This window comes from Acrocarpospora sp. B8E8, from assembly GCF_039871605.1.
Taxonomy (GTDB): domain Bacteria; phylum Actinomycetota; class Actinomycetes; order Streptosporangiales; family Streptosporangiaceae; genus Acrocarpospora; species Acrocarpospora macrocephala.
Map to the genome: position 1 here is coordinate 62,667 of NZ_JBDPLV010000058.1, position 17,162 is coordinate 79,828.

16 protein-coding genes are annotated in these 17,162 nt (G+C 67.0%); 10 read left to right on the plus strand and 6 right to left on the minus strand.

Features of this window, described 5'->3' with window-relative positions:
* Positions 1-71: 71 nt before the first annotated feature.
* The 4 genes from ABGB08_RS39995 to ABGB08_RS40010 all read left to right on the plus strand — a co-directional run bounded on the left by ABGB08_RS39995 (position 72) and on the right by ABGB08_RS40010 (position 4,614).
* Positions 72-1,511 (plus strand): GuaB1 family IMP dehydrogenase-related protein, encoded by a 1,440-nt coding sequence (locus tag ABGB08_RS39995; protein WP_155360615.1) that lies wholly within the window; start codon positions 72-74, stop codon positions 1,509-1,511.
* Between the two features lie 156 nt (positions 1,512-1,667).
* Positions 1,668-2,042, plus strand: a complete 375-nt coding sequence (locus ABGB08_RS40000; protein ID WP_155360616.1) for an FKBP-type peptidyl-prolyl cis-trans isomerase — start codon at positions 1,668-1,670, stop codon at positions 2,040-2,042.
* Between the two features lie 90 nt (positions 2,043-2,132).
* Positions 2,133-3,647, plus strand: a complete 1,515-nt coding sequence (locus tag ABGB08_RS40005; protein ID WP_347601641.1) for an ATP-dependent DNA ligase — start codon at positions 2,133-2,135, stop codon at positions 3,645-3,647.
* A 274-nt stretch (positions 3,648-3,921) separates the two neighbouring features.
* On the plus strand, positions 3,922-4,614 hold the full coding sequence (locus ABGB08_RS40010) for a septal ring lytic transglycosylase RlpA family protein (RefSeq protein ID WP_347601643.1): 693 nt from the start codon (positions 3,922-3,924) through the stop codon (positions 4,612-4,614).
* Here ABGB08_RS40010 and ABGB08_RS40015 read toward each other — a convergent pair.
* The gene (locus ABGB08_RS40015) at positions 4,580-5,023 is read right to left on the minus strand and encodes a helix-turn-helix domain-containing protein (protein ID WP_347601645.1); all 444 of its coding nucleotides are present in this window, start codon (positions 5,021-5,023) and stop codon (positions 4,580-4,582) included. The two genes, ABGB08_RS40010 and ABGB08_RS40015, sit on opposite strands and share 35 nt — an antisense overlap.
* A gap of 79 nt (positions 5,024-5,102) precedes the next feature.
* Between ABGB08_RS40015 and ABGB08_RS40020 the strand changes: the two genes are divergently transcribed.
* A complete protein-coding gene (locus ABGB08_RS40020) occupies positions 5,103-5,738 on the plus strand; it encodes an LUD domain-containing protein (RefSeq protein WP_347601647.1) in 636 nt (211 codons plus the stop codon).
* Between the two features lie 48 nt (positions 5,739-5,786).
* Here the strand turns inward: ABGB08_RS40020 and ABGB08_RS40025 are convergent, their stop codons facing one another.
* Positions 5,787-6,395, minus strand: a complete 609-nt coding sequence (locus ABGB08_RS40025) for a DUF1707 and DUF4870 domain-containing protein (protein WP_347601649.1) — start codon at positions 6,393-6,395, stop codon at positions 5,787-5,789.
* Between the two features lie 211 nt (positions 6,396-6,606).
* On the opposite strand from ABGB08_RS40025, the gene ABGB08_RS40030 reads away from it, so the two are divergent.
* The 3 genes from ABGB08_RS40030 to ABGB08_RS40040 all read left to right on the plus strand — a co-directional run bounded on the left by ABGB08_RS40030 (position 6,607) and on the right by ABGB08_RS40040 (position 9,344).
* Complete coding sequence (locus ABGB08_RS40030; RefSeq protein ID WP_155350990.1) at positions 6,607-6,948, plus strand: hypothetical protein; 342 nt, start codon at positions 6,607-6,609, stop codon at positions 6,946-6,948.
* A 561-nt stretch (positions 6,949-7,509) separates the two neighbouring features.
* A complete protein-coding gene (locus ABGB08_RS40035; protein WP_347601651.1) occupies positions 7,510-7,917 on the plus strand; it encodes a YciI family protein in 408 nt (135 codons plus the stop codon).
* A gap of 170 nt (positions 7,918-8,087) precedes the next feature.
* Positions 8,088-9,344, plus strand: coding sequence for an RNA polymerase sigma factor (locus ABGB08_RS40040; RefSeq protein WP_347601665.1), 1,257 nt, complete (start codon positions 8,088-8,090; stop codon positions 9,342-9,344).
* A gap of 46 nt (positions 9,345-9,390) precedes the next feature.
* Here the strand turns inward: ABGB08_RS40040 and ABGB08_RS40045 are convergent, their stop codons facing one another.
* Both ABGB08_RS40045 and ABGB08_RS40050 read right to left on the minus strand, forming a co-directional pair.
* Positions 9,391-10,605: an FAD-binding oxidoreductase gene (locus tag ABGB08_RS40045; protein WP_347601653.1), complete on the minus strand. Its 1,215-nt coding sequence runs from the start codon at positions 10,603-10,605 to the stop codon at positions 9,391-9,393.
* A 477-nt stretch (positions 10,606-11,082) separates the two neighbouring features.
* Entirely contained in the window at positions 11,083-12,138 is a 1,056-nt protein-coding gene (locus tag ABGB08_RS40050; protein WP_347601655.1) for a DUF4192 domain-containing protein, read from the minus strand.
* Between the two features lie 432 nt (positions 12,139-12,570).
* Between ABGB08_RS40050 and ABGB08_RS40055 the strand changes: the two genes are divergently transcribed.
* Together ABGB08_RS40055 and ABGB08_RS40060 are read left to right on the plus strand one after the other, a co-directional pair.
* Positions 12,571-13,692: a DUF4326 domain-containing protein gene (locus ABGB08_RS40055; RefSeq protein ID WP_347601657.1), complete on the plus strand. Its 1,122-nt coding sequence runs from the start codon at positions 12,571-12,573 to the stop codon at positions 13,690-13,692.
* Between the two features lie 334 nt (positions 13,693-14,026).
* A complete protein-coding gene (locus tag ABGB08_RS40060; RefSeq protein WP_347601659.1) occupies positions 14,027-15,046 on the plus strand; it encodes a kelch repeat-containing protein in 1,020 nt (339 codons plus the stop codon).
* Positions 15,047-15,291: 245 nt separating this feature from the next.
* Here the strand turns inward: ABGB08_RS40060 and ABGB08_RS40065 are convergent, their stop codons facing one another.
* Positions 15,292-16,068 (minus strand): EI24 domain-containing protein, encoded by a 777-nt coding sequence (locus ABGB08_RS40065; RefSeq protein WP_347601661.1) that lies wholly within the window; start codon positions 16,066-16,068, stop codon positions 15,292-15,294.
* Positions 16,069-16,298: 230 nt separating this feature from the next.
* Entirely contained in the window at positions 16,299-16,901 is a 603-nt protein-coding gene (locus ABGB08_RS40070) for a nucleoside triphosphate pyrophosphatase (RefSeq protein ID WP_347601663.1), read from the minus strand.
* Between the last annotated feature and the right edge of the window lie 261 nt (positions 16,902-17,162).

Here is a 17,162-nt window from a genome sequence, read left to right on the forward strand (position 1 = left end):
GTCCCCCATTCGACTGAACTGATCGGCGTCATCCTTACATACCGTGCTGGAACGCAGGGAATGTTCATAACGTGCGATTTCTCAACGACATAACTCCGCCGTATGACTTGACCTACAGCGATGTGTTCATGGTCCCGTCCAGGTCGGACATCGGGTCGAGACTTACCGTGGATCTTTCCTCCCATGACGGAACGGGCACCACCATTCCCGTGGTCGTCGCCAACATGACCGCGGTGGCCGGCCGCCGGATGGCGGAGACCGTGGCCAGGCGCGGCGGGCTGACCGTGATCCCGCAGGACATTCCCATAGATGTGGTGGCGAACGTCATCGAATGGGTTAAAGGACGCGATCTCATTCATGACACGCCGATCACGCTCACCCCGCACGACACCGTGGGAGACGCGCTCAACCTACTGCCCAAACGGTCACACGGCGCGGTCATCGTGGTCGACTGGGACAACCGGCCGATCGGGGTCGTGACCGAGGCGGACTGCCAGGGCGTGGACATGTTCACCCAGCTCTCCCAGGTCATGACCGAATCCCCGCAGACGCTCCCGCAGGGCGTCGACCCCCAGACCGCCTTCGGCGCGCTGCACGAGGGCCGGCACCGGCTGGCTCCCGTGGTCGACGGGGAGGGGCGCCTGGTCGGCATCCTCACCCGTACGGGGGCACTGCGGGCCACCCTCTACCAGCCCGCGCTGGATCCCTCGGGGCGTCTCCGGGTCGCGGCGGCCGTCGGGATCAACGGCGATGTCGCCGCGAAGGCGAAGGAGTTGCTCGACGCGGGCGCCGACACGCTCGTCGTCGACACGGCGCACGGGCACCAGGAGAAGATGCTGGCCGCGCTCGTCGCGGTGCGGGCGCTGTCGCCCGGGGTGCCGATCGTGGCGGGCAACGTGGTCACCGCGGCCGGGGTCCGGGATCTGGTCGAGGCCGGGGCCGACATCGTCAAGGTCGGGGTCGGGCCCGGCGCGATGTGCACGACCCGGATGATGACGGGCGTCGGGCGCCCGCAGTTCTCCGCCGTGCTGGAGTGCGCCGCCGAGGCCCGCCGGTTGAATCGCCACATCTGGGCCGACGGCGGGGTACGGCATCCGCGTGACGTCGCCCTCGCGCTGGCGGCCGGGGCGTCCAACGTCATGATCGGCTCGTGGTTCGCCGGGACGTACGAGTCGCCTGGGGACACCCGTACCTCCGCCGATGGGCGGAAATACAAGGAAAATTTCGGAATGGCGTCGGCTCGTGCCGTCCGGTTGCGTACGGCGGAGGACACGCCGTTCGAACGGGCGCGTAAGGCGCTGTTCGAGGAGGGCATCTCGACCTCGCGGATGTATCTGGATCCGGTCCGGCCCTCGGTGGAAGATCAGATCGACGAGATCGTGGCCGGGTTGCGGTCCGCGTGCACGTACGCGGGGGCGGCCAGCCTGGCGGAATTCCATGAGCGGGCGGTGGTGGGCGTACAGAGCTCGTCGGGTTACACCGAGGGCATGCCGCTGCACCAGAGCTGGTGATGAGGGGAAGCCGCCGGTGATCCAGTGGCGCCCGATAGAGTCGGCTGGTCGGTCGGAACACGATCGGCCGCCGGCACGGGGGCGCGCCACCTCTGCCGGACGCGGGCGGCTTCGCCGCCTGGCAACCGAGAGGCGCGCTGGAACAAGGAGACCCACGTGGCACTCGAAAGGCCCGAGATCGACTTCCCCGAGGGCAACCCGCCCTCCGACCTGGAGATCGTCGACCTGGTCGAGGGCAACGGCGCCGAGGCCAAGCCCGGGCAGACCGTGAGTGTGCATTATGTCGGGGTCGCGTTCTCGAGCGGCGAAGAGTTCGACGCGTCGTGGAACCGCGGCCAGGCCTTCCAGTTCCCGCTCGGCGGTGGCCAGGTCATCGCGGGCTGGGACAAGGGCGTCGCCGGCATGAAGGTCGGCGGGCGCCGCCGCCTCACCATCCCGCCCCACCTGGGCTACGGCAACCGGGGCGCCGGTCGCGCGATCAAGCCCGGAGAGACTTTGATCTTCGTTGTGGACCTGCTCGACGTCGGCTGACCCTGGCGAATCCAGCCCCCGGCCCGCCGCCGGGGGCTGTGTCATGCCGGGAACTGGCGGCATTACAGCGGACTAGGGCAGGATTACCCTGTGTTGCTGATCGATCTTGCCAGGACCTCCGCCGCGGTGGCCGCCGAGTCGGCCCGCCTGGCCAAGATCAGGCACCTGGCCGAGTTGCTGGGCAGGGTCGGGCCTGACGAGGCTGAGATCGCCATCGCGTACCTGTCCGGGGAGCTGCCGCAGCGGCAGATCGGCGTGGGCTGGCGGACCCTGCAGGAGCTGCCCGAGCCCCGGCTGGCCGCCACGGCCACGCTGACCCAGATCGACGCGCTGCTCGAACGCATCAAGGCCCAGTCGGGGCAGGGCTCGCAGGCGGCGCGCAAGCAGCTGGTCGCCGAGCTGTTCGGGGCGGCCACGCGGCCGGAGCAGACCTTTCTGGGGCGGCTGCTGACCGGGGAGCTGCGGCAGGGCGCGCTCGACGGGGTGATGATCGAGGCCATCGCCAAGGCGGCTGAGGTGCCGTCGGCCGAGGTGCGGCGGGCGCTCATGTTGCGCGGCTGGCTGCCCGCCGTGGGGGCGGCGGCGCTGGCCGGTGGGGTGGACGCGCTGCGCGGCTTCCATCTGGAGGTCGGGCGTCCGGTCGCGCCCATGCTGGCGCAGAGCGCGCCGACGGTCACGGCCGCGCTGGAGAAGATCGGCGGGCCGGCGGCCGTGGAGTGGAAGCTGGACGGGGTACGGGTGCAGGCGCACCGGTCGGGCGATCAGGTCGGGGTGTTCACGCGGACGCTGGATGACATCACGGCGCAGGTGCCCGAGCTGGTTGAGGCCATGCTGGGGCTGGAGCGTACGGATCTGGTGCTGGACGGGGAGGTCATCGCGCTGCGGGCGGACGGGTGGCCGGAGCCGTTCCAGGTGACGGCCGCGCGGGTGGCGACGAAGGTCGGGCCGCGGGAGGTGCCGTTGAGTGTGTTCTTCTTTGACGCGTTGCGGGTGGATGGGGTGGATCTGCTGGATCTGCCGGACACGGAGCGGCATGCGGCGCTGGCGGGAGCCGTACCGGCGGAGTTGATCGCGCCGCGGCTGGTGACAGGGGACGCGGAGGAGGGGGAGGCGTTCTTCGCGGACGCGGTGCGGCGGGGGCATGAGGGGGTGGTCGTGAAGGCGCGGCAGACGGCCTATGCGGCGGGGCGGCGGGGGGCCGGGTGGATCAAGGTCAAGCCTCGGCACACGATGGATCTGGTGGTGCTGGCGGTCGAGTGGGGGCATGGGCGGCGGGAGGGGAAGCTGTCCAATCTCCATCTGGGTGCGCTGGATCCGGAGACCGGCGGATATGTCATGCTCGGGAAGACGTTCAAGGGGCTGACCGATGAGCTGCTCGCGTGGCAGACCGAGCAGTTCCTGCGGCTGGCGGATGGGCCCACCGATGGGTGGGCGGTCACCGTCAAGCCGGTGATGGTGGTGGAAATCGCCTTTGATGGCGTGCAGCGGTCGACGCGGTATCCCGGAGGATTGGCGTTGCGGTTCGCGCGGGTGCTCCGGTATCGGCCGGATAAGCGTGCGGAGGAAGCCGACACGATCGGGATGGTTCAGGCGCTTTTGCCCTGATCAGCGACTTAACGATCTATGCGAATTCGTTATATTTGGCAGTTCAGTTCATGATCGGCGCTCTAGGCTCGCACCCTGGGGCGCTGTGAGATGGGTCACATCAATACACATATGGGCGATTTGTCGCATATGTTCCGTAAAGATGTCCAATGGCCCGTTATGGGATTGGGTAGTCGTTGTTGTCCTGTTTCCCTCCCGATCAAGGACTGTGGTTTCGTTGGGCCGGCATTCCTCCCCCGGTAAGAGTTCTCCCGCGCGTCGGATCGTGGTGGCGGTGGTCGTCACCGGTAGCGTCACCGCCGCCGCCGTGACGGCGTGGTCGGTGACCAGGGAGCCCGAGCTTGACGTTGCCAGGATGGCCCGGTCCGCGCCCGCTGCCACGTCTACGGCGGGGGTTCATTCGCCGGTGCGGTCGCCGGAGAAGCCGGGCGCGGCATCGGGGGCCGGGTCGGCTCAGTCGCAGGCCGGTGAACCGACGTCCGCGGGTTCAAGCACCGAACCGAGTTCCCCCAGGGCGAGTACGGAACCAACCGCGCCCAGTTCGAGCGCGGAGCCGAACTCCTCGGACGCCGGCGCTGACCCGAATTCCGCGCGTGCCGGCGCTGAGCCGAGCGAGGAGGCGTCGGTTCGCGCGGAGCCGTCGGCGAGTCCGACAGCTTCGGAGTCGAACGCGCGGGTGGTCTCGTCCGGCAGTTGCAGGGCGGCCTTCTACCACGAGGAGCAGACCACGGCCAGTGGCGAGCGCTTCAATCCCAATGCGCTGACCGCCGCCCACCGATCCATCCCGATGCACAGCAAGGTCAGGGTGATCAACCCCGCCAGCGGCAAGTCCGTCGTGGTCCGGATCAACGACCGGGGGCCGTGGGGCAACGGCTTGTGCCTGGACCTTTCGCGCGCCGCCTACGACGCCATCGGCGACCTGCACACGGGCATCATGCGCGTGCGCTACGAGGTCCTCGACGACTGATCTCGGGCGCCTGAGCCGGCCCAGGGTCCGCATGTTCTGACAGGCGTTTGAGCGAGTTCTCGCGCGCCGCGTACGCGGCGCGGGCGGCCTCGATGTCGTCCAGATGGGCGAGCGTCCAGTCCATCAGCTGGCAGACCGTGTCCAGGAGGGTGCGTCCCAGCGGGGTGAGCTCGTAGTCCACCCGGGGCGGGACCACGGGGTGGATCGTGCGCTCGACCAGCCCGTCCTCCTCCAGCCCGCGCAGCGTGACCGTGAGCATGCGCTGGCTGATACCCGGGATCTCACGCTGGAGTTCCATGAAGCGTTTCTGGCCATCGGCCAAGTGATGGATGACGTTGAGCGTCCACTTGTCGCCGACTCGGTCCAAGATCTGCCTGACCAGGCAAGTCCGCTCGTCGTACTCAAGCATGGACGCTTCCCTTCAGGTAACTGACGCAGAAAAAAGTGCGATCTCCCACGTTAAGCCATACTTACCGATGATGGGGTTCATGACAAAAAGTAACCAAGTCATGGAAGCGCCACCGCTGGATGAGGCGTTCGCCGTACCCGCGGCGGAAGATCAGCTGGAGCGGGCGGCGAAGGGCCTTCGGGAGCGCGGATATGCCGTCCATGTCGTGGACGGTCCGGAAGACGCCAGGGCGCTGGTGAGCACGCTCGTGCCGGCCGACAAGGAGGTGTTCACGGCGTCGAGCGAGACGCTGCGGACCGCGGGGATCGCGGCGGACCTCGACGAGTCGGGGCGGTTCCGTTCGGTACGCGCCCAGCTGGCGGAGCTGGACATCGCCGCGCAGATCAGGATGGGCGCCACGCCCGATGTCGTAGTCGGCAGCGTGCACGCCGTCACCGAGGACGGGATCATGGTGGCCGCGTCCGCGAGCGGCAGCCAGCTCGCCTCGTACGCGGCCGGGGCGCGGCAGGCCATCTGGGTGGTCGGCGCGCAGAAGGTGGTCACGGACCTGGACACCGCGCTACGCCGCATCCGGACATACTCCCTGCCCCGGGAGTGGGTGCGCATCCAGGAGGTGTACGGCCAGCCGTCGTTCCTGGGAAAAATCCTGATATTCGAGCGCGAGATGCCTGATCGCGGGACGGCCATCCTGATCCGCAGCGAAATCGGATTCTGACCCTCATCGAGTGGTGGCCACCACCGCCTGGGGGGTGCGCGGTGGTGGCTACTTGATCAGCCGGAGCGTGAAGGGGTAGCGGAAGTCGCCCTCGGCCAGCGCGGAGACGCCGCCGATGACGGACAGAGCAAACCCAAGCACCCAGATCACCGGGATCAGGACGATTCCGATGACGGTGATCGGAAGCAGGAAGGTCGCCCCGAGGACGGTCAGATGGAAGTTCAGGGCTTCGACGGCGTGTCTGCGGACGTAGGGGGACGACTTGCCGGCCGTGAGAAGAATGATCAGCGGGCCGACGATGAACAGGCCGGTCAGGCTGATCAGGTGGGCGGCCGAGCCCACCACACGGTCCGCCGCGTCCCGGGCCACGGGGCGCGGTAGCTGGGTTGCGTGCACCGGCGTCAGGGAAGGTGGCGGCGGGATGTACGGGGGGCGGGAGCCGTACAGGTCGGTCATGATCGGCATGAGGTCGGCGTGGGTTCTGGCCGTCATGGCGAGGTGGAGGCGCTCGTCCATCTCGTCCTTGTCGAGACGCCCCTCCGCGTACGCGGCCTTGACGTGCTCGACCACCTGGTCTCGATCATCGTTGGTCACTCGGAGCTGGGGGTGCGGCGCGGGCGCGCCGCCCGGCCACGGTGGTGTCGCTGCCGCCGGCATCAAAAGCCTTACCTTCCGTCGATCCGAGCAGCCGTGCGGGTACGCGCGACCACTTACACTTCGAGTCTGCCTCGCCACCGCGATGACGTGGGCTCTCGCCTACTCATATTCGATCGAGACAAGGCCGCGGTCCATCCGGGATGTCCCCCACGTAACCCCGGGAGCGCCCTCATTGTCACCGGCTTTCGCTCAGGACCGGTATATAAGGGGTATGAGATGGCGTGACCGCTACGGCCTTAGGCGCAATCGCGGCCCCAAGGTCGCCAAATTCGACCGCGAGGCAACCGATCAGGACATCGAGGCTCTGATCGAGTTCGCCAAGTCCCGAAGGGGCGTCGAGTTCTACGTCGAGCCGGAAACCTTCGCGACCGACACCACCGCCGTCGCGATCGCGCACGACGGCGAATGGACCCGCCGCAGAGTCGGCTCCCCCGCAGTCATCAAGAAGGTCGCCCGCGACCTCGCACTCCCCGTGTACGACGTGCAACTCACGGGCTACCCCGCCCGCATGCGCGCCTACAACGAACGCCGCCGCCAAGCCGAAGCCGACTGACCTCCCACCAACCAACCCACCTCACACCGACATTCGCTCTCCCAACAACCCACCCATCCAACGTCAACCCTTTCCGGACACCAACACCAATTACGGCCACACTCCCCCCGCATTAGCGGACACCAATTTCTCCCAGACCACGCTTCGGCCGCCCCCAACACCAGACCACGCACCACCACCATCACCTGGGCTCCGCACCCGAGCCTCCGCTTTGTCCACCGCCTTGTCCGGCACCTTGCCCGCCATCGCTTCGGCCTCCGCCCAGGCCCCTCACCCGGGGCCTCTCACCCGGCCGTGACCGCCGTCGTCCGCCGGGTCCGCGCAGGCCTTCTCCAACGCCCCCGGCGCCGCCGGTGCCGGTAACCGCGCATGGCCGTCACCTGGGCCTCTCCGCCGCCCGTGGCCGCCGTCGCCTGGCTCGCCTCGCCCCCTTGGCCGACCGCCCTCCGGCATCATGTTGAGTTTTGTCCCGGATGCTCGGGAGGATGTAGAGAACGTGGTGGCCTGCTTCTACCTACACGTGGAAGCGCCGAGTAGGGCGCGAGCACTGAAGGAGCCGAGATGAAGTACATGATGCTCATGCAGTTCGGGCAGCAAGCCGAGTTCCCGCCGATCAGCACGTGGCCGCCGGAAGATGTCCTGGCGCACGTCGAGTTCATGCATGGCGTGACCGAGAAGTTCACCGCTTCGGGGGAACTCGTGGACGCGCAGGGCCTGGCGATGCCCGACCAGGCCAGGACGGTGCGGGCAGGCGACAGCGGGATCCCCGTGGTCACCGACGGTCCCTATCCTGAGACGAAGGAGTTCCTGGTCGGCTACTGGATCGTGGACTGCGAAAGCCAGGAGCGGGCGTTCGAACTCGCCGCGTTCGTCTCGGCCGCACCTGGACCGGGCGGCAAGCCGCTGAGCATGCCGATCGAGGTTCGCCAGGTGATGTCCGCCCCACCCGAGGAACTGTCAACGCTCTGAGGCACGCCACGCGATATCCGTCCGAGAAAGCCGTCAATGCTTTGAGATACGCCAAGTGATGTCCGTCCGAGAAGCTGTCGCGCTTCGAGGCACGCCAAGCGATATCTCTTCGAGGAGGCGTCAGCGCTTTGAGGCACGCCGAATGATGTCCGTCCGAGGAGTCGGCAACGCTGGATGATCGGGCCATCGATGACCTGCTGCGCGAACTCGCGCCGCAGGTCGTCGGCGTGCTCACCCGGCGTACGGGAGACTTCGACACGGCCGAGGACGCCGTGCAGGAAGCCCTCCTCGACGCCGCCGCCCAATGGCCGAAGGAGGGACTGCCCGGCAATCCGCGTGGCTGGCTCATTCAGGTCGCGTTCCGCCGGATGACCGAGCAGGTCCGCAACGAGCAGGCCCGCCGTCGCCGGGAGGAACTGGTCGCCGCGCGAACCCCGCCGGAACTGCGGTCCGCGCCCGCCGCCGACGACGCGTACGCCTCGGACCAGGACGACACGCTGAGCATGCTGTTCCTCTGCTGTCATCCCGCGCTCACACCCGCCTCCGCGATCGCCCTCACCCTGCGCTCGGTAGGCGGTCTGACCACAGCCCAGATCGCCAAAGCGTTCATGGTGCCCGAGGCGACGATGGCGCAGCGGATCAGCCGGGCCAAGCAGCGCATCAAAACATCCGGCGTCCCGTTCGGAATGCCCGCCCCACATGAACGCGCACGCAGGCTCAGCTCGGTGCTTCACGTCCTCTACCTGACCTTCAACGAGGGCTACGCCAGCACCACCGGCCCCGACCTCCACCGCGTCGAACTCGCCCGCGAGGCGATCCGGCTGACCCGGATGATCCACGCCCTGCTCCCGGATGAATGCGAAATCGCCGGCCTGCTCGCCCTCATGCTCCTCACCGACGCCCGCCGCGCCGCCCGCACCGGCCCGCACGGCACCCCCATCCCCCTGACCGAACAAGACCGCAGCAAATGGGACTCCGACGCGATCACCGAAGGAGTCACGCTCATCACCACCACCCTGGCCAAGGGCGCGGTCGGCCCCTACCAACTCCAAGCCGCGATCGCCGCACTCCACGACGAAGCCACCACCGCCGACCAAACCGACTGGCCACAGATCATGGCCCTCTACGGCCTGCTGGAACGCATGTCGGACAACCCCATGGTCACGCTCAACCGCGCCGTCGCCGCCGCCATGGTCCTCGGCCCCTCCACCGGCCTCGACATCCTCAAAACACTCGACGCCGACGGCCGCCTCGCCGACCACCACCGCTTCCACACCGCCCGAGCCCACCTCCGCGAAATGGCCGGCGACCTCCCCGGCGCCATCGAGGACTACCGCACAGCCGCGAACCACACCACGAACATCCCCGAACGCGACTACCTCACCGCCCGCGCCGCCCGCCTAGCGCAAGATCCTTCGCGATGCTGAGGGCCTGCCAGGCCTGACGGGCGGACGCCCCGATGGAGCGATGCGGTCACAAGGCGGCGACCACCTCACGTGCCGAGGTCAACTTGTTCTTGAACCGGTCCGGACGCCACACACTGATGTCGGCGAGGTCGCTCTTGCCCGCGGTGATCTGCTCCGCCACGACCCGCCCGAATCCAGGGCCGTGGGTGACTCCCTGTTCGTTACAACCCGCGACGACGTACAGGTTTCGGACACCGGGAAGTTCCCCGACGATGGCTCGACCGTCAGGCGTGAAGCCCGGCGCGCCGTGCTTCACGCGGAAGTTGCGATACCGGGCGAACGCCGGAATCGCATCGGCGAGAACCCGGGCACCACGTTGCACTTCCAGCACACCGTCGAGATCGACCTGATCGAGACGGTCCGGAACCTCACCGTCCGCAAATGAATACCGTGCGGGCGTCTCGTAGACGGTACCGAACAGGAGCCGGCCGTCCTCCTCGCGCGCCCACACCGACTTCGGTAGTCCCGATGCGTGCCCTCTGATGAAGAGAAGCGGCAGGTCCCCGGGAAGATCGAGGGGTTCGGTGACGATACGCGACACGACGAGAGGTGCGACCTGAAGGAACTGTCCGAGCGGCTCGAGTAGGTGATTGGTCCATGCTCCCGCGGCGAGCACGACGATGTCCGCGTCGATCCGGCCGTGCGGGGTCACCACGCCAGTGATGCGTCCGCCCTCCTCGAGGATCTTCACGACGGGGGTCCTTTCGGCGAGGTGTCCGCCCTCGGCCGTGAAGAGGGCGCCCAGTGCTCGCGTTGCCCGCTCAGCCGATATCTGGGCACTCCTCGGACGCAGGACGCCGCGGTATACCCCCGACGCCTTGACTACTCCCCTGGTCATCGCTTCGATCTGCACGGGTTCGATCGCACGGGCGTCGGCAGGCCCCTCCGTGAGGCGCTTCTCCACGTATGTCCAGTCCTGCTCGGTTGCGGCCATCCAGAGGATGCCCCGCTGCCGGTACGGGGACTCCGAGCGCGCGGCGTTGAGGTGACGGTAGAAGTCGATCGCATAATCCGCTAGCGCGTTCTCCTCCGAGCCGGTGTCGTCGGAAGAACCCGCAGCCCAATGGTCGATGAAGCCGGCTCCCGCCGCCGAGGTCGCCTGAGCGACGCGGTCGCGCTCCAACAACGTGCAGTTCTTCACACCCGCGCGTAACAAGTGCAATGCGACGCTCGAGCCGAGAATGCCCCCGCCGACGACCACTGCCTTGATGTCGCTGTTCATGAGCCTCCTCAGAGCGCCGCATCGGGTCCGACACTCAGATTTATGGATACGAAATAACTAATCATGGATCCAAAATATCAGAGTGACCCTCTTGGGCGACACCATGGTCAGTCAGAACATGAGCCAGACCCTGCGGGGAGGCGTTCACTGTCGGACAAGGTCGATGAGCGGCTCGCCCGCGAGTGCCCAGCGTGCGCGTGAGACGGCACCGTCCTGCAGCGCTCCGAGCGATGTCGTCGAGCGCCAGGCGATGTGCGGCGTGAGGATGGCGTTCGGTGCGTCACGGAGGACATGCCCGTGGGTGCCAATGACTGGTACCGACAGTGGAGGCAAACACGATCAAAGGCCCGGAAGCCGTACGGCGTGTCGAGGCCCGGTGAACCTAAGTGGTCACCGCACTAGCCGCAACAACGTCTCCCACACTCGACCCGCAGTGAGCCCCGTTCGTGCCCATAACAACGTTCCCCCGGCACTTCCCTAGCTCGCGAGGGTGGATGGTTCCTCGAGGAGGGTGAGGAGGGGGGAGAGCCATTTCATGGTGGGGGTGCCCATTTCTCGGTCCAGGTCTTCGGGGGTGGGCATACGTTCTCGGAGGACGTTTGGGGGGAGCAGGTTGCGGATGGCGCGGGAGAGGAGGACTGCCATTGTGTAGCGGGGGTCTGCGGTGAGGGCTCGGTCGAGGGCCAGGGTGGCGAGGGCGCAGTCGCCGTTGCGCCAGGCGGTGGCTGCCAGGAGGGAGGCCGCGGGGGCGGCGTGACGGGGGTTCAGGCGGCGGGTCAGGTCGCGCCAGAGGGTGAGGTGTGCGGCGCGGTCGTCGATCAGTGTCCATGCTTCGTCTCGCACGCGGATTATCGCCAGATCGAGGCCCAGGCGGGCGGCGTCGTCGTCGTTGAGGCGGTCGCCGCGCGCGTATACGTCGATCGCGGTTCGGACGCGGGCTATTCCGTCGGCCACGATGTCCGCGGGTTTTCCTCTGGCCAGGGCGATCCGGATGGAGGTGATCGCATGGTCGGTCGCGCGGTCCATCGAGACGCGGGCCTTGCCTTGGTATGGCGCGACCGAGCGTTCCAGGCTGCGGCGGTTCGGGAGGGCGACCAAGCCCTGCACCACCGCCTCGGCCGCGATCGGACTCGCCATGGCGTCATACACCACCCCCTCGGGCGGACAGCAGGCCACGCGCTGGCACACATACGACCAATAGCGGCCGTCGGCGGCACGCAGGGACTCGGTGATCTTGATGCCCCCCGCGCGCAACAGGCGGGTGGCCTCGTCTACCCCGGCGGTCACGAGAGATCCCGGGCCGTACCCGATGAGGATGACCGTGGTGACCTGTTCGCGCTTGAGCAGCGGCAGGAGTCCGTCGAGGGCGCCGGGTTCCGCGGGGAGATCCCAGCGCGTGGTCACCCGCACAGCCGACCCGATCAATCCGATCACGACCAGGCTGCGCTCGGGATAGAAGCCGATCAGAAACGGCACGGCGGCCAGGATGTCGGTCGGCGACGACAACCGGAGTCTCGGGTTCGCTGAACTCATGCCCGAACTATTCCGCCCCGGCGCTCACGCCCAGAAGCCGAACTCAATTCTGTGGACAGCCAACCTGAACCTGTTGCAATTGTGCCCTTGTGATTCACATTCCCGCAGGTCACAGCCCACCCAGGAAAAAACGCCTGTGCATGATCTTCACGTTTGCCGCATGAACCAAGCGAGAAACTCGACCGTCTGATATCACTCGACTGCGATTTGAGTACACCGGAGCATGAAATGCAGGTCTGCCCGGAAGGATGTGCTCGGTACATAACGAACCGACTTCACAGTGATACAGGTGGTATTTGTGTTATTTCGTCTCGCCAGCAGCCATGTGTTCGCGGAGAGCGAAGATCATAATCCGGCAAAGAGGCCCGCGCGTTGAAGCGAGGCCGGTTACTGGGCAGAGCACTGTTTATGGGCATGCGCGACAGTCGATCCGTGGCTCCCCCATCCGTCGAGGATTGGTCCGATCATGAGCGATCCAGGCTGACCGCCCTGCTCGGCGGCGAGACCGTCCTCGTCAGCATGAACCAGCGGCGAGGCCACCCGCGCCTGATCGCCTGGGCCAAGTCCCAATCCCTGTATATCCGGATCGATTCCCGGAGCGTGTGGGCCAACCCGCACGAGAAAGATGACGCTCTGCGCGGCGAGCAGCTACGCCGTTTTGAGGTTCACCTCAATGCCCGCCCCGATTTGCTCGTACGGCTCGGCGAACTCCGCGGCAAGGCGCTGGCCTGCTGGTGCACTCACGGCCCCTGCCATGGCCAGATCCTCAAACTTCTCGCGGACGGTCCGGCCCCGCCGCCCGTACAACCGGAGCCGGACGAGCTGAGCCCCGAAGAGCAACTCGCCCTCGCCGAAGCCGAGAACGCGATCGAACACGGCCTCACCACATTCGTCGACGTCGGCCACGCTCTCTCCCGCATCCGCGCCGGGCGTCTCCACCGCGCCACCCACCCCCGCTTCGAGGACTACTGCCGCGAACGCTGGGGCTTCACCAAGAACCACGTCAATCGCCAGATCGACGCGGCCCACGTCATGGGCACCCTCGCCATCACCCACATCCCCCGCCAGCACGACCACCGCCCCACCGCCCCGCCACCAACCATCCCCACACCCACAAGCCCCCAAGAATCCAACCGCCTGGGCCAGCTCAGCGGCCTCCGCGCCCCCACAACCTCACCCCACTCAGAAACCCTCCGCATCCCGGAATCCCGCCCTTCACCACCTCCCCTTCCTCCCTTCCGCCCCGCCCCGCCATCCCATCCGCCCGCACCACAAGCGATCAATCCATCAGCAGCGGCGCACCCACCATTCACACCAAAGGCGCACCCACCCCAACCCCAGGGTTACGAAGACTCACCCGGACCCACCCGGCACATGGACAATCTCGTGGCGACACTCGGCGACATCCCCGCCCTAATCGCCGCCACCGAAGGCTTCGAAAAAGAAGCCTCACCAGAACAGGCCGAAGCCTGGTCTCAACCATTGACCAGAGCCATCAACGACCTGCAAGAACTACAGCACCGGATAGAGACCGTCCTCAAATCCCACGGCTAACGAGACGTATGAACAAGCAGCGTCCAACGCACTCGCCTGCCGACGCACCCTCGACCTACGCTGGATCACCTGGCGGCGCCGTCACCAGGCCCGAGCCCGCTGGTATCACCACCGCCCCCAGCTCACATCCGTCGTCAGACGATCATGGAGGAGGGCTGGATCACGAGCTATGGCCGCCGTACCAAGCGGCGGAAACCCGGGGGCAAGTAGCGGTGTATATCCGAGCATGAGATGGATGTACGCGATCGGCGTTGTGCTCGTATTCGCCGGCTGTTCCACGGCCAGCTCACGGGAGACAGACGGAACCCGGCCGAGCGCCAACCCAGCGGGCACGATGCTGCGATCGGTGGGGGACGCGGGGATCCCGCGGGCCGCGCATACGGCCACCCTGCTGCGAGATGGGCGGGTCCTCCTGGCGGGAGGGTGCACCGCCCACGGCTGCGGGGACAGCGAGCGAGGTCGGCGGTCGGAGTTCTTCGAGCCCGAGCGTGGCATCTTCGTGGCAGGGCCGGAAATGGGATCAGCCAGGACCGGGCATACCGCCACTCGCCTGCCGGATGGCGGTGTGCTCATCGTCGGCGGGTGGCCCGGCGAGGGCAGGGATCCGGTGAGCAGCGCCGAAGTGTTCGATCCTGGATCGGGGGCATTCCGGCCGACGGGCTCCATGGCAGAAGGTCGGGGCGGGCACGTGGCAGCGTCGCTGCCGGATGGGCGTGTGATGATCACGGGTGGTACGGGGTCCGGCGGGCGAATCCTCGGCAGCGCGGAGATCTATGATCCGCAGACCGGACGGTTCGCCCCTGCCCCGACCGCGACGCCGCGAAGCGGAGGCACGGCGGTGACGCTGCGGGACGGTCGGATCTTCGTGGTCGGCGGGGATCCCGTTAGCACGAGCGCTGAGATCTTCGACCCTGACACGTTCAGGTGGCGCGTCACGGGGCGGATGGAGACCGCGCGCCGGAAACTGGGTGCGGCGGTGACGGAGGACGGGGCCGTATTGGTGGCGGGCGGCTCGGTTCCTGGCGACGGTGATCGCGACAACCTGCTCAACGTGGCCGAACTGTACAGCCCAGACACTGGAAGGTTCCGTGAGCTGCCGCCGATGATCGAGCCACGCTACAAGTTCGATGGCTCGCTTGTGCCGCTGACCGATGGCCGGATTCTGATCGCGGGCGGAGCGCGGATTCCGGAGATCTACAACGGGCGGTTCCACCCGGTCGCCGGGTCGCTGGACGCGACACGCCTGGTCGGCACGGCGACCATTTTGCGAGATGGCCGAGTGCTGATCACCGGCGGCTACGACGAGGACATCACACCGCGCGCGGCGGCCTATCTCTTCGTGCCGCGCGCATGAGAGCGCGGCATTGGAAACCTGCCGCACCCGTTGCCCTGCAAGTACGGCAGCCATAGTTCATGACCGTTGACGGCTGAGACCTGATCGCGCTCACCGCCGACGAGATCCGCCAAAGCAAACGCTCGCACGCTAAGCACCGCTGTCGGCAGTTGCACCAGGCCATCCCACCGTTGGCATGCCACAACGCGTGATGGCAGCCGTGGGTACGAAGCCCAAATGAATCCGTGCGACGGATGTTTCGAGTGTTAGGGCACCAGGGTTGAGGGTGTTAGGCGTACGCGGACCATGAGGGTGGCGCCCGCTACGGCGCCGGGCATGGCGATGACGGCGGCGAAGGGGATCAGGAAGGTGAGGAAGATGGCTACGCCGAAGCCGAGGGCGGAGCCCTTGTTGTTGCGGAGGATGGCGAAGCGGTCCTTGCGGTGGAGGCCGCGGCGTTCCATGGCGAGGGCGGTGAGTTCTACGGTCAGGAAGAAGCCTGAGACGAGGGCGCCGAGGACGGGGACGATCGTCTGGCCGATCACGGGGACGAATCCGAGAATGAACAAGGGGATCGTGAACATCAGAACGTAGACGAGCGTCATGAGGCTGTCGCGGATGGAGCGGAACAGCGAGCGCCAGAAAGGCAGGTCGTCGCCGGGCACCGCGCCGAAGTCCTCTTCGACCTTCTCCGAGAGTTTCTCGTAGAAGGGTTCGCCGATGGCGAGCGTGACGGCGGTGAACGTGATGATGGACAGTCCGAGGCCGACTACGAAGATGAGAATTCCGATCAGGGTGCGGAAGAGGCCCCTCCAGCCCCAGTCATCGGCGAACGGGGTAATCCACGCGGCGATGTCGCCGGCATTCGTGGCGAGCCAGATCAGCGCCACCACGTACAGCACGAACGCGATCAGAGCCGGAATCAGGCCGAACAACCACCAGCCGGGACGACGGGCGCACCAGCCCAGCCCTTTCAGAAAGAACCCCACCCCGTCCGCGAACCCGCCTACGCCACGCCGAACCGGTTGCCCTATGCCACTCATGCCCGGCAGGCTAGCGTGTCCGCTCCCCCACCGCGACGGCTCGTTCCAACGGCTCAAGCCAACGATGCGGGGTCAGGGGTTGGCGGCATTCTGGCCGGAAATGACGGCCTCAGATGGGCGCGCGGCGGAAGCTCTGGCGTCGGCGGGCGACCCGCCCCAATGTTCCGTCGCCGGAAGGGACTGTAGGCGTCCAAGCGGGTGCCTGGACTTTCGCTGAGGTCACGAGAGGATCAGGAGGCTGGGCCTTGCCAGAAAGGTGTGATGGGGAAACCCAGATCGGTGAATAGGCGACGGAGGAGAGGCAGGGATATGCCCAGCACGTTGCCGTGGTCGCCGACGATGCCGTCGATGAACCAGCCGCCGAGGCCGTCGAGTGTGAATGCGCCGGCGACCTTCATGGGTTCGCCGCTGGCGACGTAGGCGGCGATTTCGGCATCGGTGGGTGTGCCGAAGCGGATCTCGGTTGAGCCGACGGCCGATGCGGTACGGCCGGAGGTCGTGTGGATTACGCAGTGGCCGGTCAGCAGGTGGCCGGATCGACCCCGCATGGCGATCCACCGTGCCACGGCTTCGTCCGCGGAATCCGGTTTTCCATATGCCACACCATCGAATTCCAGAACCGAGTCACAACCGATGACAAGAATGTCGCCGGTGAGACCATCGGCTACGACACGGGCTTTCGCCTGAGCGAGAGCCAGGCAGAGATCATTGGGAGTGGCCGCGACGATCGCGTCCTCATCCACACCGCTGACGATCACCTTGGGGTCGAGTCCCGCATCACGCAGCACACCCAGCCGAGCCGGAGACGCGGAAGCCAGCACGATCTCAGTCACGCCACCCAAGCTTAGATCGTGCGGCCCCCTCCACCGGCCAACGATCCACCCAACCACACCGGCATACTTCGCCCAGACCCCCAGCCCTGGCCACGCCAGACTTCGCCCGCTCTCCGAGGTCCGCTCGGCACATCATTGGGGTGGTTCTCCCACCCACCCAGCCCGTATGTATCCACTCGGGCTCCGCCCGCCCCGGCCGTCGCCGTGTTCGCGGTGGTTCTCCCACCCACCCAGCCCGTATGTATCCCTCGGGCTCCGCCC